Below are 23,569 nucleotides of genomic sequence, written 5' to 3'. Positions count from 1 at the left end.
TCCATCAAACTGAAACGAGAACAATTAGCGGGGGGAACGTTTATGAGAAAGAGTTTTCAAATCGGTGCAGCCTTTATCGGTGTCATTGTCGGTGCTGGGTTTGCATCAGGGCAAGAAATTCTACAATTTTTCACAAGTTTCGGTGCAATCGGTATTTCCGGTTCAATCGTTGCAACGCTGTTGTTCGCATTTATTGGGATGAATTTGACGCAGCTTGGGAGCCGTTTACAAACAACTTCTCATCAAAAAGTCATTTATCATATTTGTGGACGACATTTAGGGATTATTGTCGACACCATTATTACGTTTTTCCTGTTCGGTGTGACAGTCGTCATGTTTTCAGGAGCTGGAGCCATTTTCGAACAGCAATTTGGCGTACCAAGTGTCATTGGAAGTATACTCATGGCAGTCGTAACGATTCTCTCCGTTACATTAAGTGTTCAAAAAGTGATTTCGATCATTAGCGCGTTCACGCCTTTTTTATTGTTGATTGTCATTGTGATTACCGTATATTCAGTTATCAATTTTGACTTTACATCAGCGGATCTGCAAGCTGTCACAGCCAGTCAAAGTCGGGGTGCTTCTCACTGGCTATTAGGGGCAATTTTATATGTATCGTATAATATTGCTGCCGGTGCAGCGATGCTGACCGTCATGGGCGGGACAGTCAAGGATGAGAAAGTTGCGGCATGGGGGGGCATTATCGGAGGACTGGGTCTCGGCCTTCTAATCATCCTCATTAATGTTTCCATGCTGACGCAATTGAAGGAAATTGCGTCCTTACCAATGCCGATGTTGGCGTTGGCAAATAGCATGAGCCCTGTCATGAGTACGATTTTTTCTATTATTTTACTTGGTATGGTCTACAATACCGCTGTCGGTATGCTTTATGCATTTACGGCGCGTACTGTGAAGCCGGAAACAAAAAAATTCAAAGGTGCCGTTGTGATTTTCGGGGTAGCCGCATTTGGAGCGAGTTTTGTCGGGTTTATCACACTTGTTGGAACGGTCTATCCGGCAATGGGCTACCTGGGCTTCACGCTGATTGGGGCAATTGTCTTGGCTTGGATCATGAAAAAAAGAGAACAGAAACATGTGGGAGAGAACTGAGACAGTGAAAGACTTAATGACGTTATATTTGTTGGATTGTGACAAGAAGACTTCTAAAAGAGCATCGCATTAGGTACACTACAGGGACAAACTACTTGGAGGAATTGCGATGAAGGTTATAATCGAATGGAGTTACCGAACACCTAAAGGAACGGAAACCGTCTTCCACTCGCATGAAATGAATGCAGCTCATGCAATGCTCATTGCGGAAGATTTGGAGAAGACGGGACGTACAAAAAGTTTGAAGTTTATCGATCGACATGAAAACACGTGGACGGTCAAGCAAATGAAAAGCTATTTAAAAGAAATTGTAACAGAGCCGCATAATATTACAGTCTATTTTGATGGAGGATTCGATTTGACTACAAGGGCATCTGGATTGGGGTGCGTCATTTATTATGATCAAAACGGGAAATCGTACAGGCTCAGACATAACGCATCCGTTCTGGAACTCACATCAAATAACGAGGCGGAATATGCAGCGCTTCATCTTTGCATTAAGGAACTTGAAAATTTGAATGTCCACCATCTTCCGGTTAGAATTATTGGAGATTCTCGGGTTGTCATCAATCACTTAACCGAGGAGTGGCCCGCAATAGAAGAGAACCTGTACACTTGGGCCGACCGAATCGAAGCCAAAATGAAAACCCTTGGGATAACACCGGAATATGAGTTGGTATCTCGAAAAGGGAATACAGAAGCAGACAGGCTAGCTACACAGGCATTGAATGGGATCGAGATTACAGCAACGACTGAAATACTTTAAATGAAGGGACATGTCTAAACCACATGTCATAATCACTCTCTCACTTTCCTTGTGTCATCCCAAATGGCGCATAGAAATGGGAGATTTTATTTGGAATAAAGTAAGAGGTATTTCCTGAACAGCTGTAATGCATGAATGATAGTGGATCGGAACTGACAGTCGTCCCTCTATCATCTTTCTTTTATATTAAACATTACGGATTTTCATATCTAACTCAATAGTATCCCGGTTTACCAAAAGGATTCCGGTTTTTTATTGTCTGAAATAATCAGGTCCCCTCATCTTTTTGAATATCTTTTTTCCAAACGATGGTACAGTGTTTGGAAAAAAGATAAACAGGAAATCAGTGCATCGTATTCATTGACTACGCGCTGCGGGGAAAAAAACAAACCTCCCCCATAATACTGGTTGAAAATATTCACTCACTGCGAATAACATGTTTTTCCACATAACCAGGGCTTGCCCGTGTATCTTGTCATACTTGTCCTGCTGAATATTGGGAACTTCGCGCTACTGAATAACTTTTTCGTCAGTACATTTGCTACAGTGAGTGAAAATCCATTCATAACTCCCTCCTCCTATAACGCATAATTATTGATGCGTCAATACATCTTCTATTAAAAAGGCCATATACAAATTGGTTTTTGTAAAAGGGTTGGTGGCGTCCATATCTAATAGCCGTTCTACCTTTTTGATTTTATATAGGACGGTGTTGCGATGAATGAATAGACGCTCACTAATTTTACTCGTACTGCCGTTTTCTTCAAGGAAAATACGTAAAAATGACACGTAATCAGTGTTGCGCAAATCATCATATCGATAAAGCTGTCCAAGCATATTCTGTCTAAAGGATTCAATTAATGTCCGATTTTGCACGCCCATAATAATCTTATAGGCGCCAATTTCTTTATATTTGTATAAGAATCGGTTGTTGTGCAGTTGTGCTAATTGAATGACAGTAAGTGATTCCTCGTAGCTCTTATGGATATTTTCGTAGTCTTCATAAAAGTTTCCTTTGGCGATAATGACATTTAAGCTGCCGTTTTTCTGGGTGATTTTGTCGTAGATGTCTTCAACTGTTTTTGAGAAAGGACTATTGGAGGTAGTGATTTGTGTTCGGTTGATGAGAAAAATAAGGTGATTTTTGTGCTTGATTCTTAAAAAACGTTTATATCTATTTTGGAATGCGAATTGAATGAGGTTCTCATAACTATCAATACTGCTGCGTGCATCTGTTGTTGTACAAGTGATGATGGCCAATTCTGCGCTTTGTGGAAATCCGAGTTGCATTAAACTTTTCCTTGTGGAATCGGCGTGCCTTTTGTAGTGAAACAGTAAGTTGTAAAGAACTTGGTCTTCGGTGGAGTGTTTTTGCTCATGACTGGAGATAAATTGAAATGTCGTTTTTAAAAGATCGGCTACACGGCAATCCCAAGACATTTGAAAAATGGGCAATTCATGCTCATTTGCAAACGAGATGACCGATTCAGGAATGTCAGGAATATAAGGTCCCGTATTTACGATAAAACCAGCTATTTTTTTAGTGTACGCCAGTTTAACGAGTTGTTCTAAGGATGTATTTTGGTGTGGAAAGTTAATGCCTGTTGTCACAACTAATTCATTTGGTCGGCAAAACATGATTAAATCAATGCTTTCTACTACGTTAATACCTCTAACTTTTCGATGCATACCGCTTTGTCCAGCTACTAATGTCAGCATCGGGAATAGAGCCCCCTCTACGATTTTGCCAATCGTCCCCATAACAGCGCCCCCCTTACTATATAAATAACGTACCATAAAACATGTGCACTTGCACATGTTTTTTTAGCCTTTTATCCATATCTTTTGAATCTTTTCTATTTTATAATTTCATATAGACAACCACTTTTAGATAACTATTAATTTTGAATCTTCACAAGAAAATACTTTTCGATAACTGTGAAAGAGAGGACTTGCATATGTATAAATGTAATAGTAGTCGATTGCAGGGTTTAATTGAACAGTTTAGTCAATTTGGTGCAACTATCAATGGAGGCGTAACCCGTTTGTCTCTTTCAAAGGAGGATGTATTAGCGAGAGACTATTTTTGTGAAATATGTAAGGAGTTGGGCATGGATATCCAAGTAGATGATATGGCAAATATCTATGCGACTCTACCAGGAAAAAAAGAATGCCCGCCAATTGTAATGGGATCACATTTAGATTCAGTTGAAAAAGGTGGCAGGTTTGATGGCGTCTTAGGTATTTTAACAGCAATAGAGGCGATACGAACGTTAAAGGAAAACGACATTGAGCTAGAGATTCCATTAATGCTAGTGAATTTTACGAATGAAGAAGGCGCGCGCTTTGATCCGGCGATGATGAGTTCGGGTGTCATTGCTTCAAAATTCACTAAAGAGAAAATGCAGGAGTCTCTCGATAAAAATGGCATTACTTTTCAAGAAGCATTACAGGCAAGTGGTTACGAGGGGGAGCAAGAAAACCGTTTAACAGAAGCCCTTGCTTATATTGAGTTGCATATTGAACAAGGACCGGTATTAGCAGCGAAGCAACGTGAAATCGGGGTGGTCGAAGGCGTTTTAGGCATGGTGTGCTATGAAATTACCGTGACAGGTGAATCAAATCACGCTGGCACAACGCCGATGTCGATGCGTAAAGATCCGATGGTTGTGGCATCTCGTATAATTTCGTCTTTGCATGAGCAGCTGAGCAAAATCGATGAAGAGCTCGTGTTCACATTTGGGCGTATGCACGTGGCACCTAATATTCATACAGTCATCCCGAACGAAGTAGTGTTTACCGTGGATTCACGTCATCAAAATCCAGCGGTGATGCGCAAAGTGGAGAAGTTATTGAGAGGCTTAGCTTCAGAGGAAAACGGTTGCCACATTCGCCCGATCAAGCTATGGGGGCGGGAGACGGTATTTTTTGATGCAGCTATTTGCAATGAAGTGGAAAAATCATGCCGTGACTTTGGTTATTCCTTCCATCGAATGTTCAGTGGGGCGGGGCACGATGCACAGTATATTTCAAGTTTCATCCCCTCAGCAATGATTTTTGTTCCAAGTATCAAGGGGAAAAGTCATTGCGAGGAGGAAGAAACGACATTTGAAGACTGTGCAAAGGGGGCAGACGTGTTACTAGAAACCGTGTTGACACTGCAAACGAAGTTCAGCATGGGTGAAAAATACACACTAAACTCATGATGAGTGCAGACTAGAATACTATAATTCGCTAGCACATTGGTTCATCACTAAAAGTTAGGGATGACGCTTGATTAAAGTGCCTATCAAACTTCCCGTCATGGCGATGAGCCATCATATTTAACAGATCTCGACAAATTTTACATTCATAAACGAAGGGTGAGGGTAGTGTGAAAAAAGTGATTACAGGTGGACTTATTGCGACAGCTTCAGATATGTATGAGGCAGATATTTTAATAGAGAACGGCAAAATCGTGCAAATCGGCAAAAATTTATCAGCCAACGGAGCGGAAATTGTAGATGCAACGGGTAAATACGTGATGCCTGGGGGAATTGATCCGCATACGCATTTGGATATGCCGTTCAACAACACGGTGACAGACGATGATTGGAAGTCGGGTACAATTGCGGCTGCCTTCGGTGGGACGACGACCATTTTAGATTTTTGCTTATCTGCGGGTGAAGAAAAACTTGCGACGGCTGTGGAAAAGTGGCATGAAAAAGCAAGGGGTAAATCAGCTATTGACTACGGTTTTCATTTAATGATTAGTGATTTAACGCCTGAAACAGAGGCCGAGTTACCATTGTTACTAGAGCGGGAAGGGATTACGTCTGTCAAGGTGTTCATGGCTTATGCGAAAGAATTCCAGGCGTCAGATCGTACGCTGTTCAAAGCCTTTAAAATCGCAAAAGACATAGGTGCTGTTGTCATGGTGCACTGTGAAAATGGCTCGGTCATCGACGAATTAGTAACGGAGGCGAAGCAAGCTGGTCAGACGGCGCCAATTTATCACGCGCTGACGCGTCCCGCAGAATTAGAGGGTGAGGCGACGAAACGGGCCATTGAATTAGCGCGTATCGCAGGCGCCAAGCTTTATGTTGTACATGTGACGTGTAAAGAGGCACTGGATGAAATTATCGCAGCGCGTGAAAAGGGCTATGACGTTTATGGAGAAACATGTCCACCTTATTTAACGCTCGATCAGTCAGCGTTAGCACAGCCAGGATTCGAGGGGGCGAAATATGTTTGGTCACCACCACTTCGCCCGAAATATCATCAAGAGCATTTGTGGAATGCGTTAAAAGCCAAGCAACTGCAAACAATTGGCTCGGACCAATGTTCATTTAGCTTTAACGGGAAAAAGAAATTAGGGTTAAATGACTTTTCTAAAATTCCAAATGGTGGACCGTTTATCGAGGATCGTTTCAGCATTTTATTTTCTGAAGGTGTGGCGAAAGGGCGAATTTCCATCTATGACTTCGTCGATATGATTTCGACAAGTGCCGCAAAAATTTTCGGCTTATATCCACAAAAAGGAACGATTGCTATTGGTTCTGACGCGGATATCGTAATTTTTGATCCTACGGTAAAACGTGAAATTTCAGCGAACACCCACCATATGAATGTCGACTACAACCCGTATGAGGGCTGGGAAGTAACGGGAGAGCCTATCAGTGTACTTGTGCGTGGTGAATACGTTATTAAGAACAAACAATTTGTAGGAGCATTAGGCAGCGGCCAATATATTAAGCGTGCACTACAGCCGACGACTGCTCAAACAGTCAACGTGTAAACATCAATCCATGAGGGGGAATGTTTCAATGACTTCGCAACTCGAACGAAATTTTGTGGAAATGAATAGCAGGATGACAAAAAATGAAGCACTAGAAGAGGCGAATCGCTGTCTGTACTGCTATGACGCACCTTGTATTACAGCATGTCCCACAAGTATTCAAATCCCGAATTTCATTAAAAAAATTGCTTCTAGTAATATGAAAGGTTCGGCCATGACGATTATGGAGGCCAATCCAGTTGGTGCAAGCTGTGCACGAGTATGCCCGACCGAGGAATTATGTGAAGGGGCATGTGTGTTACATTCCTCCACAAAGCCTATTAAAATCGGTCACTTGCAACGTTATGCAACAGATTGGGCAATGGAATCAGACGTCGAACTATTTAAAAAGGGCCAAACAAACGGACAAACGGTAGCGATTGTTGGCTCTGGTCCAGCTGGTTTATCGGCAGCGCGTGAGCTTAGTCGCTTCGGCTATAGTGTCACAATTTTTGAAGCTGAAGAAAAGGCGGGTGGCTTGGGCAGCTACGGAATCGTATCATTTCGATTGCCGAATGATGTAGTGGATTGGGAAGTTGCGCAAGTTGCAAAGCTTGGTGTGGACATTAAAACAAATACAACCGTAGGCGTAGATATTTCACCTGAGGAAATTTTAGCGCAATATGACAGCGTTATTTTAGCGGTTGGTATGGGGACTGTTCCTAACCTTGGCATTAAAGGTGAGGAACTAGTAGGCGTTCATGATGCCATTGAGTTTGTAAAGCACACGAAAATGGGTGCACTGACAGAAGACTTAATCGGTAAACGTGTTGCGGTCATCGGTGCCGGTAACACAGCCATTGATGGTGCAACCTGTGCTGTGCGACTAGGTGCGGAGCAAGTGGACATTCTTTATAGAAGAACAGAAAAAGAGATGACAGCCTACCAATTTGAATATGAATTTGCCAAGCAGGATGGCGTTGGATTTAAGTGGCTGACCGCGCCGAAACAAATTATCGGTGATGATGCAGGGAAAGTAGTGGGACTTGAATGCGTCAAAATGAAACTTGGAGAGGCGGGTGCAGACGGCAGGCAACGACCTGAAGTAATAGAGGGATCCGAGTTTGTTATAGAGGTGGACGCTGTCATTAAAGCAATTGGACAAACACGCTTTGTCTCGCTTATTGAAGCGTTTGGATTACAGCATACGGACGGGGTAGTAGACATTGACGAAACGACAATGCAAACATCGAATGACAAAGTGTTTGCCTGTGGGGATGTCGTGTTCGGCAATGGCCAAGGGGAAGCAATGGTGGTAACAGCTGCACAGCAAGGTAAAGATGCTGCTTACATCATTCACGAGCGTTTAAGAAAACCGAGCGGAATCGCATAGGGGGGAATGTAGCATGGCAGACTTACGAATTGACTTAGCGGGGATTAAATCATCAAATCCATTTTGGTTAGCATCTGCACCACCGACTAATTCGGGCTATCAAGTGCAACGTGCATTTGAAGCGGGCTGGGGCGGGGCAGTTTGGAAAACATTGGGCGAACCAATTTTAAATGTTTCATCGCGCTTTGCGGCTGTTAGCTTTAACGGACAGAGAGTAGCGGGCTTTAATAATATTGAACTCATTACGGATCGTCCATTAGAGGTTAATTTACAGGAAATTCTTGAAACGAAAAAAAGGTTTCCTGATCATGCCATTATCGCTTCATTAATGGTGGAGCCACAGCAGGAAAAGTGGCATGAGATTGTCAAAAAAGTAGAAGCTGTCGGGGTTGACGGTCTTGAGCTTAATTTTGGTTGTCCACATGGGATGGCGGAACGAGGAATGGGGGCTGCTTCAGGTCAAGTCCCTGAATTGGTAGAAAAGCAAACGCACTGGGTGAAGGAAGTTGCACGTACACCTGTGATCGTCAAGCTAACACCAAACATTACGGATATTACGATGACGGCGGAAGCGGCAGTGCGTGGAGGGGCAGATGCCGTTAGTATGATTAATACGATCAACAGCTTAGCGGGAGTCGATTTAGATTCATGGAATACGGTACCGCATGTTGGCGGGAAGGGAGCACATGGCGGATATTCTGGGCCTGCTGTCAAGCCGATTGCACTAAATATGGTAGCAGAATGTGCGCGAAATCCTTTCGTCAATATACCAATTTCAGGCATTGGCGGGATTTCAAATTGGCAGGATGCTGCGGAATTTATGCTGATGGGTGCAACAGGCGTACAAGTCTGTACAGCAGCAATGCACCATGGATTTAGTATTGTCGAAGATATGATTGATGGGCTTAATAATTATCTGGATGAGAAGGGCATTGCCTCAGCGATGGATATGGTCGGTCAGTCGGTCCAACGTTATTCTGACTGGGGTGACTTAGATTTAAACTACAATATTGCTGCTGAAATTAATAATGATGTTTGTATTAATTGCAATAAGTGCTATATTGCGTGTGAAGATACGGCACATCAATGTATTGACCTGTACACAGAGAGTGGTCGTCCGATGCTAAAGGTACGTGAACAAGATTGTGTAGGCTGTAATTTATGCGCGATTGTGTGCCCGGTAGACGGTGCGATTTCAATGGTCGAAAAAGTGTCCACTATTGCACCAATGACTTGGAACGAACGTCAATCACTGATCAGTAATTTTGCTCGATAAAAAAAGTAGGGTAGATTTCCTATCCGGCTGTGCGTTTTCGGGGGGGAGCTTCCGATGAGTTGCTTCGGAAAATCCTCGCTGCATGGCCCCATCTGGGGACGCTAATTCCCTAGGAGTCGCACAGCCTTCACTTCGAGCAACAAGCAATATAAAACTATGCAGCATCCATACAAATGCCGAATAAAAAAAGTTCATATGTAGTGACTATGCACTCAAGTACAGATTTTGGTGTAGAGCCATAAAAAAGAGGTCAATTTTTTGTTCGTTAACTGGAAATCTACTATAAGGGAGAGACATGAATGGCGAATGGTGGCGATTATTTAAAATCACCAGATTTACTTCCAGTGACACATCAACAAAGAAATATCGGGACATTTGGTTTTGCAGTGATTTGGGTGGGAATGGCCATCGTATTAGCCGCCTTTGCAATTGGCGGAACAGCCATTATGAGTTTGTCATTGCCGATGGTAATTTTAGCGACAATGATAGGTTCAATTTTAATCGGCGTATTTATGACGTTAATCGGTGATATTGGCATTGAGCACGGCTTGTCCTTCCCGGTTTATATGCGTGCCCCATTTGGCACATTTGGCACGCATATACCATCGATTGTTCGCGGGGTGACAGCTTCTTGTTGGTTCGGGCTTAACACCTATTTTGGTGCATTGGCCATCAATGGGATTTTGAATTTATTATTTGGCTTTAATAATTGGTTTTTATGTTTCCTTGTTTTTGCAGCATTACAGTTATTTAACACATCGCTTGGCATTAAATCCATTGAGCGTTTTGCGGATTTTGCTGCGCCGGTTATCATTTTAATATCGTGCTGGATGTACATTACGCTTGCCGATCATGCAACCGCTGAAGGAAAAGATGTGTGGACTTGGGTAGAATCACCGACAACAGGGATGGCGGCTTTTACAGCGTTCATGGTCGTGATTATGGCGAACATGGGGTTCTGGGCAACGTTAGCAGCTGATATGCCAACACTATCGCGTTTCTTTAAAGCGCCTAAAAATGAACGCAATTGGTTCAAACGCAATAAGACGCAGTTAGTTGGCTCCTTAATCGTAATGCCGCTTACCAATACATTTATCGTAACCATAGGTGCGGTGGCTTATATGGCAGTGGCATCTGCTGATCCGATAAATGCCTTGCAGCAAAGTGCAAGTGGAATTGTGTTAGGGGTTTTATTGTTGATGATTGTGTTAGCGCAATGGTCGACCAATACATCAGCAAACGTTATTCCTGCGGCAACGATTTTCTCTAACATTGGTGGTCCAAAAGTGCCGTTCTGGGCTGCTGTTATAATCGCGGGGATTATTGGGATTATAGCACAGCCGTGGAGCCTGTTTGGCATCTTAGTCAATGCGCTATTAATCATTGGCGGTATTTTAACAGCTATTGTGGGAATATTATTCGCGGATTATTATTTAATCCGTAAACGCCGTGTGAACGTAAAAGATCTTTACGAGTTAAACGGCCAATATAAGTATATGAATGGCTTTAACTTGGCGGGGTTAATCGCTTGGTTGATTGGTGGTATCATAGCGAATATGTTCCCGACGTATTCTTCATTGGTGGGCTTTTTCGTGGGGGCACTCGTGTACTTTGTCTTGGCGAAATATTGGTGGTTCAAAAAGTACCCGCAAGCCGAACTAGACGATCCTAGTGACGCCAGGTATTTAGGGATTACAGCTGGTCACGATTGGGATGATATCATCGAGCAAGAAATCGTCGAGCAAGAAATTGAAGAACAAAGTGCTTAATAAGAGAAGCGAGGTGTGCGTATGTCGGATCATTTACTAAGCATCGACGAAATGAAACAAGTAGATGATTATTTAGACAGGGGCTATAAAGTCCATTATGTGTATGAAAATTTAAGCGGGATGTTTGTCCAGTTTGAACGGCAGGAAGAAGTTCGTTTGCAGATTCTGACCGCCGAAGCGCGTAAATATTTAGCGGCAATGCTCCATGAACAAACGCTGTTGTAAGAAGGTGTGTCAATTTAATATGAAGTGGTGAAAGGGGCTATCCATAAGTCCCCAAAATAAAACAGGTGGAGAAAAACGAGTCGTTTTTCTTCACCTGTTTTTTCTTAAGTAATGATTTGCGGATATACTCGAGTATTTGTCGGATAAAGACATGAAATATGCGGATATCCCCCTCAATGCGTCGGATATATATCACGATTCATTATTTCCGTGTTAAACTGTAAACTTACAAACGGTTATGGTTTGTATGCTTGTATATAAGCGTGTATTATCGTGAATGTTTGTAACACGAGTAACGCTGAAAAAATATCCTGAGATGATGTGTAGATTTTAACATTGGTTTGAATTATTTCGCATACATATATCAAAAACCATTAAGTAGAGGTATGAATCGTATGAATGAAGAGTTACTAAAAAATGCAAATGCATGCTATCGATTGGCTGAGCAGGAGGCTGCTCATTATTTTGAATCACTTTCCGTACAACTTTTGCAAAAAGCGTATGTCGCACCCCTGATAAAAGATATTCAGTCATGGAAAATGTACCATATTCGTTCAAATCCATTCGTATCCTTTTTTTCGAATGGAAAGGGAAAATCTGATTCCATAGGGTATCACAATTACATCCAATGGCTGGATTACTCGGGTAAACTAGATAATTATCTGGACCGGAGCATTTCTTATATTTACATGCGAGATTTGGGCAAAGCTTTAGACTCACCCAACACACAGTCCAGCATTCGACGTACGGTAGATAGTCTGAAAAATTACTTGACTGACTCCAATCCTACAGATTCTGTAGGCAAAATGGAGACGTTTAGCATGGCTGGGTTATATCGACTGGCCCAAAAGGAAGGCGTTGAATCCACCACGATCTGGGTGATGGAAAAATTAAAGTTGGTTTCCTCCAATATTCCAAAGGGGATGGATGCTGAGGAAGCCAAGCGAAAACTTATCAAAATCATAGCGGGGGTAATCCTGCATGTGGTCGAAGAGATGGACGCTGAGATTTCTCCGGAAGAGCGTACCCAGAAACTTGATGAAGCGATTAGGTTAGGGTATTCCTATGGTCTGACATATCCATTCATTGACGATATTTTGGATGCCAACGTTTTAACCGATCAAGAGAAAAAACGATATTCTGAATTAATACGTACCGCACTTATCACAGGATCTGTTCCTGAATTGGGCGTATGGACTGGAATAAACGCTGAACTCATCCGATTTATTCATTCGGAACTTCGAGATGCCTTTGAATATATTAAAGTCCTTCAGCAGCCAGAGACACAAAAATATTTTTTCGAGCAGTCCTATGTGTTTTTTAATTCCCAGGAAGTGGATCGTGAAAAAGACCTGTCCAATGCTAATTACACCAATGAAGAGCTTTATATACCTATCATTTTAAAATCCTCTTCTTCACGTTTGATTACTCGTTCGGTAATAAGTGCCCCTGTGGATGAAGGTTTTGATAACCGAACATTCGTATATGGCATTTATAACCAGTTAGCGGATGATTTTGCAGATATGTTTGATGACTTAAAGGAAGGAAGGGTAACACCTTATACCTATTATCTAACCTATCATGAAAAGCGTTCGGATCTCATTAATCCTTTTGAATTGTACTGGACGGTCATCTTCAATTTGATCCATAATGTGTATAACTCAGATAGCAAGACTTGTGAAGTGATACTTAATCGTGCAATAAACGGGCTGAAACGATTTAAAAAACGAATGGGAACTAAAAAATACAACGAAATTATGACTTTATTTGCTTCCGGAAATCCTGCATTCAATAAAGTCATCCAGTATATGGTTCGAAAAGCGGATGATGTGGATTTCTTTGATAAACTGCTTCGGGATCATATGATTACAATTTTGAAGAGTGAACGGAAGGAAAGGGAAGACTTTTTAGAGACAATCGAAACCGTACGCAGTCAAATCAACGATGTCTTAACTATTCCTGAAATTGAAAATGGATTATTGACACGAGAGTCGATAATCGATGCTGCAAATTACAGTTTGGAGAGCGATGGCAAGCGATTAAGGCCAATCATGACTTGGGTCATGGGGGTTAACGAATATGGATTAAATAAATTGTCAATCGTACCGCTTCTTAGATCACTGGAATATATGCATACGGCATCCTTAATCTTTGATGATCTGCCATCTCAAGATAATGCGCCCACTCGCAGGGGGCGTCAAACATTACATGAGGTGTATGACGTTGCCATAGCAGAATTAACCGGTCTTTTTCTAACCCAAAAAGCGGTTGAAGAACAAACATCCCTTGACCAGTTCGATTCGAAAACGGTGCTAAACTTGATTCAATATTCGTCCCGGATAGTAGGGGATATGTGTAGGGGCCAGGCGATGGACTTGGATTCAAGAGGGAACCAATTGACGCTGGAACAATTAAATCGGATGTGCTTTTATAAGACTGGTATCGCATTCGAAGCTTCTCTCATAATGCCCGCAATTCTCGCCCATGCAGATGAGTTAGAAATGAATGTTTTGAAAAGATTCGCTCGTCATGCCGGCATTGCATTTCAGATTAAGGATGACCTACTCGATGTTGAAGGTGATCTGAACATACTCGGAAAACCGATTGGAGTAGATGCTGAAAATAATAATGCAACATTTGTGTCAATCCTGGGTGTAGCTGATGCAAAAAAAGCGATGTGGGAACATTATTGTCTTGCAATGGAAATGTTGCAAGAAATACCACGTAATACCGCTTTTTTGAAGCATTTATTGAATTATATAGTGAATCGTGATCGATGAGTTTTTGACGTAATGGGGATGATCGCAACTTGGATGATGCCGCTTGGGATGCTAATATTCGGTCCAATTGCGGATTTTATCAAAATTGAATGGCTGCTAGTAGGAACTGGAATATTCATTATCGTACTAGCCGTTTTCCTAGGCCGGAATAAAGATTTAATTGAAGCTGGAAAACCTGCATTGAAGGAATCTTAAAGTAAAGAACGAGGGGCAATTGCCTTTCGTTCTTTTCTTAATAATAGAAGCTTTTCCTCACTTAGGGTTCCAATATCATCAAAAAAAGTGTTGACTCTGTGGTGTACCCTACAGTTTATTATAGTAGTGGGAGGTATGGAATTGTATAAGATTAGTGATTTCTCCGAGATGACTGGGTTAAGTAAAGAAACATTACGATACTATGCAGAAGTTAAATTACTTGAACCTGCCTATATTGATCCAAATAACAACTATCGATATTACGATGATGGAAGTTACTTTTTGGCAATACTCCTCGGAAAGTTGAGAAGGTTTGGTTTTAAGATTCAGGAAATGATTTCTGTAATGGAGGATGAATCTTTTGCAAATTTAGAAGGATTGTTATTACAAAAAAGAAATAATATACAGATGCAGATAGAGGATCTTCTAATTCAAGTTGAAGAGATAGATGATTTTCTTGAATCTGGGAAGGAGGAAAACGAATGATTCAATGGAAAGAAGAAACTATTATTGAGACAAATATTGAAAATGTATGGAGCTTATTTTTGGATAAAAACATCAAGAAAATTATGCCTAAAGTGGAGGAACATACATTAATTGAAAAGACGGAAGAGGAAGTTGGGGCAAAACATCAACAAAAGTATCGTGAAGGAAAACGCATTGAAACCTACATTGTAGAAACATTAGCGTATGAAAACCTTGAAGACAAAAAACATAAGAAAATAAGTTTTGTTTTAGGAAAAGCCTTTGAAATCACTCTTTCTTTTAAATTGCTTAAAATTAGTGATACACAGACGAAATTTATTTATGAAGGAAGAAACAGGGGAGTTAATTTTGTAGGAAGGGCAATGTTGAAGCTAGGCAGTGAGAAAAGCAATAATAAAGTTGTAAAAGAGTTTATGCAAAAAGTGAAAGAGGAAGCAATGAAAATTTCAAAGAGTGTAATATAATCTGTGTAAGTGAGAGAGCATACGTTGGGCTCTTACTTACACAGTTTTTTATAGGTAGAATAATAAAATTTGAATTAAATAGCTTAATGTTGGGTGCCCACTAGTATTGTATGAAACTTTTATCATCGTTAACGATTTCTGGGTGTTTTTCGTGCAAGTCCTTGTCTTATCTGTTTTTTATCGACTTTCCATTCTTTCATTATCAGAAATACTTTATTATTCCAACTTATATAGAATCTTTCGAATATATGGTAAAATATATGTATATGTTTATGAAATAGTAATCTTAAACAACGGAGTAGGATAGTGATTCTAAAGGAGATATTAATTATGGGATATATAAAAGATTTAAGAGAAGTAGTTGGACATAGACCTTTGATATTTGTAGGTTCTGTAACAGTTATTGTTGATGAAATGGGAAGGTTGTTATTACAACAACGAAAGTTTCCGCATGGTGCTTGGGGAATTACAGGCGGACTAATGGAATTAGGAGAATCTACTGAAGATGTCGCTAGACGTGAAATAATGGAAGAGACTGGTCTAAAGGTTGATAAGCTGAACCTAATAAACGTCTATTCAGGACCACAGAATTATATAAAAGCGGAAAATGGTGACGAGTTCTATGTTGTTACAGTTGCTTATTACTCAGAGGGTTTTGAAGGGGATTTAATCATAGATAAATCTGAATCCATAACATTTGATTTCTTTTACCCTAATGAATTACCGAAAAACATTGTTAAAAGTCATAGAGTTATTTTAGATGAATTCTTAGCTAAGCATTATTCATATGAAGGGAAAACAAATTTATACTCTTATTAAGCTAACGGGGCTAATTTAACAGCGATCTCGTCTTTTAAACAATAATAAACGCTATGTACAGATGATAAGCCTTACGGTTTCCGGCTAGGTTAGGGTCTTTTTAACTGGTGCAATTATTTAAAACAACAACCTAATTGAATCATTGTTGCCCTTTTGCATTCTAAAAATATTGGGTGGAGGTAATAAAATGATTATCGTAAATGTGGAAGGTGCAATTTATAAGAATGGAAAGTGGCTATTAATAGAACGGAGTTTAAAAGAGGAGCATGCAGGAGGAACTCTTTCATTAGTTGGCGGTAAAGTTGAATTTGAAGGAGATTCATCAGATATCCTTGAAAGGACGCTTGAGCGTGAAATACTTGAAGAGGTTGGGATTAAGGTTAAAGACCTTGAATATGTAAATAGCTCTTCATTTGTTACGGATTCAGGACTGAATGTGGTAGATATAGTTTTTCTTTGTGAACATGAATCAGGTGAGGCTTATGCAAAAAGTCCTGATGAGGTTGATGGTGTTATTTGGTTTAGTACAGATCAAATAATATCTCACTCTGAATTACCAGTGTATTTGAAAAGGAATATTGAACTTGCGGAGTTGTCATTGAGGAGAAGACTCTCATTGAAGTAGTTTGAAGGGGGTAATTAGGGTGGAAACAAGCATCTATTTGATTAGGCATTGTGAATCAGAGGGACAATCCTCTGATTCACCATTAACAGAAAGAGGATTAATCCAAGCAAGTGAACTGTCTGACTTTTTATCTGATATAAAGGTTGATAGAGTCATTTCCAGTCCATTCTTGCGAGCTATTCAAACGATAAAGCCTTTTGCGGAGAATAAGAAGATAGAAATTGAGACGGATAACCGATTAACCGAACGTGAACTAAGTTCCATCTTTTTCACAGATTGGATGGAAAAATTAGAGGCAACATTCATCGATATGGATATAAAGTATGAAGATGGAGAATCCAGTAACGAAGCCATGAATCGAATTGTAGAGGTTGTAAATGATATTGTGGAAAGTTATTCTGAAAATACGATTATCGTGGCCCACGGAGGGATTATCTCCTTATTATTAAATCACTATGATAAGAATTTTGCTTTTGAGCAATGGAAAAGTTTGAGTAATCCAGACGTGTATCTATTGAAAATTTCTCGAAACAATGTTCAATATAAACGTTTATGGAAATAGTAATAAAGGATTTTCAATATTTTGAGGACCTTACATAGATATTCAAAGAAAATGGGGAAAAGCCTGATGACAAGTAGTCAGAATTGCTATGAAGATTATTGAAGGGTGAGTGAAATTATGGGGTCAAGAATCATGCACTTGGTTATTGCTAATAGAATTGCAGAATGTCTGTCGATAGAAGATAGAACAGCATTTTTATTTGGGGGCATTGCTCCAGATGCTGTCAGAACTAAAGACTCGTCGCATTTCTTTATAGGTGAAGTACAAGATTATTCAAGAAGCGTTGATTATAAAGGATTTTTGCATAAATATAGTTCGCACGTAGAAAGTCATTACATATTGGGGTACTTTACACATTTAATAGCTGATGATATATGGCTGAAAGGCTTTTATCTTCCTTGGTTGAAAAACAGGATAGAAGCTAATAATGAAACGCTTAATTTATACCATAATGATTTTCAATTACTGAATGGAAAGTTATTAGAACACTACGGTTTTACAGATGAATTAAGAAAAATGCTCAGTTCTCTTCCTACAATTTTGGATTTGCAAGAGGTTAAGTCCAAAGATGTTGAAAAATTCATTCCTTATGTATTATGCGATATGGAGTACGATCAGGAAGTTATTAATGAACAACTTAATGTATTTACGTTTAATCAGATAGTTGGTTATATAGAGACATCAGTTGATAATGGATTATTGAATATAAAACCACTACTTACTTGATACGTTTTTAAGGTAAAATTCTTTTTGCTATTCTTCATACACTAATAGTTAGGAGGGGGAGAGATGTGGTACTTTTGAATGAAGTCGTAAATAAATTAAATAAAGAATTAAATATTAAATCGTTTGGTAAAGACCCTGCTTTTAGTCGATTTGTTCCTAGTGTCTATGATCCGATTCATTTTGATTGGAAAACTGCTTTTGAAAAGGAGTTTACGGACTTGTTTAATGGGCTTATGATCCGAGGTGGCGAAGAGGTAGAACGTATTTTTCTAGCGGTATTTCCTACCGACCAGGTTTTGGAACGATTTATCGACGAAAGTAATTCAGGTGACTTATTATTTATGCACCACCCATTACTAATGGAATGTGGAGATCCCAATGGAAAATGGGGTAGGGGTTTTGTCCCAATAAAAGAAGAGTACATAAATAAAATAAAAGATAAAAAGTTATCTGTTTATACTTGCCATACACCTTTGGATTATCACAAACAATTAGGCACAAGCGTTTCAATTGCTAAATCATTAAATGCTAAAATTATTGACGGTTTTTTGCAAAATGAAAATGGTGATAGTCTTGTTTTAATTTGTAATATTAAAAAGACGAATACTGATAATTTAGAACATGATTTGAAGGAAATCTTTGAACTTCCTTATATTGATTTTGAAGGGCAACGTTTAAATCATATTGATAAAGTTGCTATTGTTGCTGGTTGTGGAGATAAAGTAGATTGGATGAAAGAAGCAGAAGGAAAAGGAGTTCAAGCATACATTACAGGTGAAATTCATTGCCATATTGATAATAATTATGGGAAAGTAAAATATGAAAAGATGATGGATTACGCCAAGGTCACAACGATGTCACTCATTGGTGTGTCACATTCCGCATCAGAATATCTTGTAAAAAAGACACAAATAAAAGATTGGTTTGAAGGTAATTTCGGGCTGAAATCTATTTTAATTCCACAAGAAAAATGGTGGTTATAGAAAGTTAAGGATTTTTTAATGTAAAATAATGTACTTAAAGAAACCTGTGCTTGTATCAGATGGCTCTATTTTTATATTCAATAAATAGGGAAGGTAGTGAATAAAGTAAAATGGGGGAAGAGAAATGATATATGTGATTAGACACGGACAAACAGATTTAAATAAAGAAAGAAGAATGCAAGGACGATTGGGGCTGCCTCTCAATGAATATGGCATTGAACAAGCGAAGAATTTGAGAGAGAGAATTAAAGATATTAAGTTTGATTATGTTTTTTCCTCTCCGCAAGAAAGAGCTATCCAAACAGCGGAAATAGCGACTATTAATCGGAATGAAACACCATCTAAACTGAATTTTTGTGTATAGTTCATGTAGAACCTCCAAACGATTTTTCGTAACAAACTCATTCGTGTACTCTTTTGAACATACCTTTAATTAAACACCAAAAAGGTGTTCTTATCTTTCTAAGTTATCTTTTAAAACTTTCTGTACAGAATAAGGAGGGGATGCGTATGTTTTATTATCAAATATGAAAAGCTTAACTAAATGTACTTTTTTCATACTTATTGAATCAGTGTAAAAAAACTTGAAAAGAGAACATTTAGGAGGATTTAATATGAGAAAAAATTTAATGAATAGTATAGATAAAATCCAGGTGGATATAGGGTTTTCTGGAACGTTTTACGCAAAATCAAAAGAAAACATTTTGACAGGAAGTTATGGTTTTGCGAATCGTTCTGAGAAAATTAAAAACCAAACAAACACTCGATATGCAATTGCTTCTGGATGTAAAATATTCACATCTGTTGCGATTTGCCAACTTGTTGAGGACGGAAACATTACTTTCAATACGAAAGTAAAAGAGTGTTTGGATATCAACTTTCCTTATTTTGATGAAGAAGTGACAATTCACCATCTCCTCACCCATACATCTGGCATACCAGATTATTTCGATGAAGATGAGATGGGTGATTACGAAGAACTTTGGGTGTCTACGCCTATGTATCATATCCGTAAGTTGAAGGATTTCCTGCCATTGTTTCAAAATATGAAAATGAAAGCAGACGTAGGTGGCTCTTTTCACTATAATAATTCAGCCTATATTGTTTTAGGTCTGATTGTGGAGCAAGTGAGTGACCTTGAGTTTGGTGACTATATTGAAAAATATATCTTTCAAAAGATTGGAATGACTGAATCTGGATATTTTGAAATGGATGAATTACCTGAAGGAGTTGCGCTTGGTTATATTGAAAAGCCCGACGGTAGTTGGAAAACTAATATCTATTCCCTTCCAGTAAAATCTGCCTCTGATGGTGGGGCCTACGTGACGGCAAATGATATGATAGTTTTTTGGGACGCATTAACGACTCATCAACTTTTAACAAAAGAAATGACTCGAACATTACTGACACCCCGTACAGAGGTTGTGGAAGATATTTATTATGGCTACGGCGGATATATGGAAACGAATCAGAATAGTGTTGTGAAGTATATCTTAATGGGGTACGATCCAGGTGTAAACTTTCGAGCAGTCCATTATCCAGAAACACAACTAACCATTGTGGTATGCTCAAATGAATCTGACGGTGCTTATGAAATGATTAAAGGAATTGAAAAAGTAATTTTATAATGTAAAACTGGAGAAGGGCGAATAATAGCTCCTTTTCTTAATTGTCATGTGCCTGATTTAAGTACCCTGAATTTGTATAGAGTGTTTTAATAGATTAGGCGGAATGATATCATTTGACCCTGTACTTAGGTACAGGGTTTATACTATCTATGAGGTGAAGCAGATGCAATTTCATACAGGGGAAATTTGGTTAGGTACCTTTGTCCCGGAAAATCTGTACGCTTCCAAAAACTTTCAATTAGATGGACTTTTTCAATGCCCATACTCATCGACAGACCATGGCTATGATTTGTGCTACTATTTTATATTAGAAGAAAAGGAAAATCGGATTGCCTGTAGAATTCATTTAGATTCCATATCTAATTCATTTCGTTCATTTTTACTTCCTGCTTATCATTCCTTACCTGATCCATTAAATAATTGACGAAAGCATCGTCACGTACAAGCCATGCTTCATAGTTTCTTTTCAGGAAACTTTCCCCTTCCTCAAAACTTGTAAAGGCTTGTTCCAAATTTGTGTTATTCTGTTCAATCGCCCAGACTTGCTCATTTACGGGATAGAGAAAAAAGATCTCTTCCATTCGGTTCTTATACAGGGAACCGAACGAGGAATGCTTCAAATTATATCGATTTCGTCGCGCATCTTCCCTTAGCGGCTCCAAGTGGAACGTGTCCATCACAAACTTTTGAAAAGCCTCATTGTTTAAAGAGCAACCAGATGCTTTTGCATGCCCGCCTCCACCGAATTGGCCGGCCACTTCAGACACGTCAACATGATCGTGGATTGTTCGAAAACCGGCTCGTTTTCCTCCAATATTTAGTATCGTAATGTAATCAAGATGCGGATATTCTTTGCCAAGTTCATTGCCTAACTCTGAATGGTAAGATTCCGCATACACGATTCCCGCAAAATAATCGCCTGCTTTCGTCTGAACGAGTTCTCGTCTCTTCCTGCGAATATAGCGTTCGATTTTATCCTCTTCCATATCCAATATTTTCTTTTCGAATTCATCGAATTGGAAATGTTCGTTTACATGAAGTCGACTGATCATTTTTTCTTCAAATTCTTCAATGGTCATTAAGAAAAATAGGGCGTTGAGTCGTTGCGCATGATGATTGTCATTTTTCTCCCATTCCCATGTATCATATTGCCTGACGAGCTCGACAAATTCGGCTAATGCCTCTGATGGTTCCATCAGTTGATGTTTCACAAGGTATTCATAAAATAGTGAAGTCGCTGAAGTTAATTTTCCTTCGTCATCCTCCACCACGACATGGCCCCACTCATAATCATTAAAATGCAGCGCAGTTTTATGGTGATCAAGCAGTTGGACCTTTCCGCCATCTTGATAAAACGCATCAAGTCTCTTCTCATTTTCCTCATTTACCGATAAATCTGTAATAAACAAAAATGTATCGCTATCTTCATTTTCCAAAAACCATTCTACTTCCCGATTAAGACCTGAAATGGAATTGTAGCGCACTTTGACCTGCTTACCAAAAGCAATCTTCGCTAAAATACCGCATCCAACACCATCCAAATCATTATGGGATAACAATTTATACATGTTCTTCACTCCTCGAAAGCCAGTATAGACAATTTGCGTGGGTGACAGTCAACTACAGCAAAATCTTAGGTTACTGCGATTGACTCAGAGATGGTTGGACTTTGACAGATGAAGAAGATTTCTTTTTGTTTTCATTGTTTGATGAAGGCATTGCGTAAAACTTACCAGGATCAACAAGGGATTATTTATTATTTGTAGAACTTATTACTTAATGTTATTTTCTGAAAGAAATATCTTGATGAGACAAATAATGGCTCTTGGTGGTGGCGGTTTTTCAATGGAACCAGATAATCCATTGTTGGATTTATATATATTGAAACTATAAGGAACAGGAAATCAGTAAAATAGTTAGCTCAAGACCTTCTGCTAAGGCATATAGAGTTTCTTTTGAAAAGAAGGTTATAGAGACGGAACTTCAAACAGAACTGTTATGTTTTTCTTAAACTACCGGGAACATTACTTGAACAGGGGTGCTCCTCTTCTTCAAGTGAAAGTCAGGTTAGTTTAGTAAAGTGTTGGATTATGAAGACTATATTTATATTGGGAGGATTACCATGAATAATACATTAAACCAGTTCGAACAAACTGTTGATCAAATTTTAAGATTAAATGACGTTCAAGCATATCTGTTACTTGAACCCATTAATTTAGGTAAATGGTCAATTAGAGAGATAGTTGGTCATTTGTATTATTGGGATAAGTTCAATCTAGAAAAAATGGTTCCTAAAATGGTTGATGGAGGGAATTTGCCACCATTCCCAAATCACGATCGTCATAATGAGGAAGCAATATCATATCTAAAAGACCAATCAGTGGCATCTATTATAAATGATTTTGTGAATACAAGAAAAGAACTCATTACCGGAATCTCCGAAATAGGTGATGATGTGAGATTTACAATTGGAAAAGGTAAACGAAAATTCTCTGGTGAAAGTTTTATAAAAATCTTTGTAAAACACGATATTCACCACATACAACAAATAAATAAGAAATTAAGTAATTAGCGACAGTATCCGTTCCTCTTTTGACGTAACTGGTCAAATGATTTTTGGTGGAAATGATGAGGAATAGTGTTGAATAGGACGTGAACATAAATAAGGGGGGGGGTGTATATGGTTGGCTTGCTTAATCTCGGCAGCCTCGTGCTTGGACTAATTGCTTGGATACTTCCTGTTGTTAGTCTTATGAAATATAATCATAGGAATTGGGCCACACTTTCTGTTATGAGTCTCAGTGCTTGCGCTATTTCGCTATGTTTCCAGATTTTCTATAACTATCATTTGGTAAAGATCGAGGATTGGTCCGCTCTCATGGACACAACACGTGCTGTGGCATTCGCCGCGGCAGTTCTTCTCATTGTAACCATCTTATTAAATGGAATTACCCTAATTGTATATCGTGAAAAAAAGTAGGATATAGAAATAAGGGAATTCATTCG

General features: G+C 39.2%; 21 protein-coding genes and 3 pseudogenes. 22 read left to right on the top strand and 2 right to left on the bottom strand.

Annotation, left to right across the window (positions count from 1 at the left end; genetic code table 11):
- The first annotated feature begins 42 nt into the window (after positions 1-42).
- On the top strand, positions 43-1,110 hold the full coding sequence (locus JSQ81_RS08905; RefSeq protein WP_212607273.1) for a YkvI family membrane protein: 1,068 nt from the start codon (positions 43-45) through the stop codon (positions 1,108-1,110).
- A 109-nt stretch (positions 1,111-1,219) separates the two neighbouring features.
- Positions 1,220-1,876 (top strand): reverse transcriptase-like protein, encoded by a 657-nt coding sequence (locus JSQ81_RS08900; RefSeq protein ID WP_212607272.1) that lies wholly within the window; start codon positions 1,220-1,222, stop codon positions 1,874-1,876.
- Between the two features lie 591 nt (positions 1,877-2,467).
- Here JSQ81_RS08900 and JSQ81_RS08895 read toward each other — a convergent pair.
- Complete coding sequence (locus tag JSQ81_RS08895) at positions 2,468-3,637, bottom strand: PucR family transcriptional regulator (RefSeq protein ID WP_212607271.1); 1,170 nt, start codon at positions 3,635-3,637, stop codon at positions 2,468-2,470.
- 197 nt (positions 3,638-3,834) lie between these two features.
- On the opposite strand from JSQ81_RS08895, the gene JSQ81_RS08890 reads away from it, so the two are divergent.
- The 17 genes and pseudogenes from JSQ81_RS08890 to JSQ81_RS08810 all read left to right on the top strand — a co-directional run bounded on the left by JSQ81_RS08890 (position 3,835) and on the right by JSQ81_RS08810 (position 20,563).
- Complete coding sequence (locus JSQ81_RS08890; RefSeq protein WP_212607270.1) at positions 3,835-5,082, top strand: Zn-dependent hydrolase; 1,248 nt, start codon at positions 3,835-3,837, stop codon at positions 5,080-5,082.
- Positions 5,083-5,249: 167 nt separating this feature from the next.
- Positions 5,250-6,653: a dihydropyrimidinase gene (gene hydA, locus JSQ81_RS08885; RefSeq protein ID WP_212607269.1), complete on the top strand. Its 1,404-nt coding sequence runs from the start codon at positions 5,250-5,252 to the stop codon at positions 6,651-6,653.
- Positions 6,654-6,681: 28 nt separating this feature from the next.
- On the top strand, positions 6,682-8,025 hold the full coding sequence (locus JSQ81_RS08880) for an NAD(P)-dependent oxidoreductase (RefSeq protein ID WP_249336683.1): 1,344 nt from the start codon (positions 6,682-6,684) through the stop codon (positions 8,023-8,025).
- Positions 8,026-8,038: 13 nt separating this feature from the next.
- On the top strand, positions 8,039-9,301 hold the full coding sequence (gene preA, locus JSQ81_RS08875) for an NAD-dependent dihydropyrimidine dehydrogenase subunit PreA (protein ID WP_212607267.1): 1,263 nt from the start codon (positions 8,039-8,041) through the stop codon (positions 9,299-9,301).
- 299 nt (positions 9,302-9,600) lie between these two features.
- Positions 9,601-11,070 (top strand): NCS1 family transporter, encoded by a 1,470-nt coding sequence (locus JSQ81_RS08870; protein ID WP_212607266.1) that lies wholly within the window; start codon positions 9,601-9,603, stop codon positions 11,068-11,070.
- A 21-nt stretch (positions 11,071-11,091) separates the two neighbouring features.
- A complete protein-coding gene (locus JSQ81_RS08865) occupies positions 11,092-11,295 on the top strand; it encodes a hypothetical protein (RefSeq protein ID WP_212607265.1) in 204 nt (67 codons plus the stop codon).
- A 386-nt stretch (positions 11,296-11,681) separates the two neighbouring features.
- On the top strand, positions 11,682-14,075 hold the full coding sequence (locus JSQ81_RS08860; RefSeq protein ID WP_212607264.1) for a polyprenyl synthetase family protein: 2,394 nt from the start codon (positions 11,682-11,684) through the stop codon (positions 14,073-14,075).
- Positions 14,076-14,270 (top strand): annotated as a pseudogene (locus tag JSQ81_RS08855) (MFS transporter); the annotation flags it as partial.
- 141 nt (positions 14,271-14,411) lie between these two features.
- A complete protein-coding gene (locus JSQ81_RS08850) occupies positions 14,412-14,756 on the top strand; it encodes a MerR family DNA-binding transcriptional regulator (protein ID WP_212607263.1) in 345 nt (114 codons plus the stop codon).
- Entirely contained in the window at positions 14,753-15,220 is a 468-nt protein-coding gene (locus tag JSQ81_RS08845) for an SRPBCC family protein (RefSeq protein WP_212607262.1), read from the top strand. Before JSQ81_RS08850 ends, JSQ81_RS08845 begins: the two co-directional genes overlap by 4 nt.
- 330 nt (positions 15,221-15,550) lie before the next feature.
- The gene (locus JSQ81_RS08840; RefSeq protein WP_212607261.1) at positions 15,551-16,039 is read left to right on the top strand and encodes an NUDIX hydrolase; all 489 of its coding nucleotides are present in this window, start codon (positions 15,551-15,553) and stop codon (positions 16,037-16,039) included.
- Positions 16,040-16,226: 187 nt separating this feature from the next.
- Positions 16,227-16,664, top strand: a complete 438-nt coding sequence (locus JSQ81_RS08835; protein ID WP_212607260.1) for an NUDIX hydrolase — start codon at positions 16,227-16,229, stop codon at positions 16,662-16,664.
- A gap of 19 nt (positions 16,665-16,683) precedes the next feature.
- Positions 16,684-17,226, top strand: coding sequence for a histidine phosphatase family protein (locus JSQ81_RS08830; RefSeq protein ID WP_212607259.1), 543 nt, complete (start codon positions 16,684-16,686; stop codon positions 17,224-17,226).
- Between the two features lie 117 nt (positions 17,227-17,343).
- Positions 17,344-17,952 carry a hydrolase gene (locus tag JSQ81_RS08825; RefSeq protein ID WP_212607258.1) on the top strand — a complete coding sequence of 203 codons (609 nt, stop codon included), beginning with the start codon at positions 17,344-17,346 and terminating at the stop codon, positions 17,950-17,952.
- Between the two features lie 65 nt (positions 17,953-18,017).
- The gene (locus JSQ81_RS08820; RefSeq protein ID WP_212607257.1) at positions 18,018-18,935 is read left to right on the top strand and encodes a Nif3-like dinuclear metal center hexameric protein; all 918 of its coding nucleotides are present in this window, start codon (positions 18,018-18,020) and stop codon (positions 18,933-18,935) included.
- 124 nt (positions 18,936-19,059) lie between these two features.
- Positions 19,060-19,254 (top strand): annotated as a pseudogene (locus JSQ81_RS08815) (histidine phosphatase family protein); the annotation flags it as partial.
- A gap of 295 nt (positions 19,255-19,549) precedes the next feature.
- Positions 19,550-20,563 (top strand): serine hydrolase domain-containing protein, encoded by a 1,014-nt coding sequence (locus JSQ81_RS08810; RefSeq protein WP_212607256.1) that lies wholly within the window; start codon positions 19,550-19,552, stop codon positions 20,561-20,563.
- 359 nt (positions 20,564-20,922) lie between these two features.
- Here JSQ81_RS08810 and JSQ81_RS08805 read toward each other — a convergent pair whose 3' ends face one another.
- Positions 20,923-22,131, bottom strand: a complete 1,209-nt coding sequence (locus JSQ81_RS08805) for a DHH family phosphoesterase (RefSeq protein WP_212607255.1) — start codon at positions 22,129-22,131, stop codon at positions 20,923-20,925.
- A gap of 238 nt (positions 22,132-22,369) precedes the next feature.
- On the opposite strand from JSQ81_RS08805, the pseudogene JSQ81_RS20055 reads away from it, so the two are divergent.
- The 3 genes and pseudogenes from JSQ81_RS20055 to JSQ81_RS20050 all read left to right on the top strand — a co-directional run.
- Positions 22,370-22,450, top strand: a pseudogene (locus JSQ81_RS20055) (peptidase E); the annotation flags it as partial.
- A 235-nt stretch (positions 22,451-22,685) separates the two neighbouring features.
- The gene (locus JSQ81_RS08800) at positions 22,686-23,135 is read left to right on the top strand and encodes a DinB family protein (protein ID WP_212607254.1); all 450 of its coding nucleotides are present in this window, start codon (positions 22,686-22,688) and stop codon (positions 23,133-23,135) included.
- A gap of 108 nt (positions 23,136-23,243) precedes the next feature.
- On the top strand, positions 23,244-23,543 hold the full coding sequence (locus JSQ81_RS20050) for a hypothetical protein (RefSeq protein ID WP_249336681.1): 300 nt from the start codon (positions 23,244-23,246) through the stop codon (positions 23,541-23,543).
- Positions 23,544-23,569 lie beyond the last annotated feature (26 nt).

It is taken from the genome of Sporosarcina sp. Marseille-Q4063, assembly GCF_018309085.1.
Lineage (GTDB): Bacteria > Bacillota > Bacilli > Bacillales_A > Planococcaceae > Sporosarcina.
Note: the sequence above shows the minus strand (reverse complement) of the source record. Positions and strands in the feature narration are given on the sequence as shown.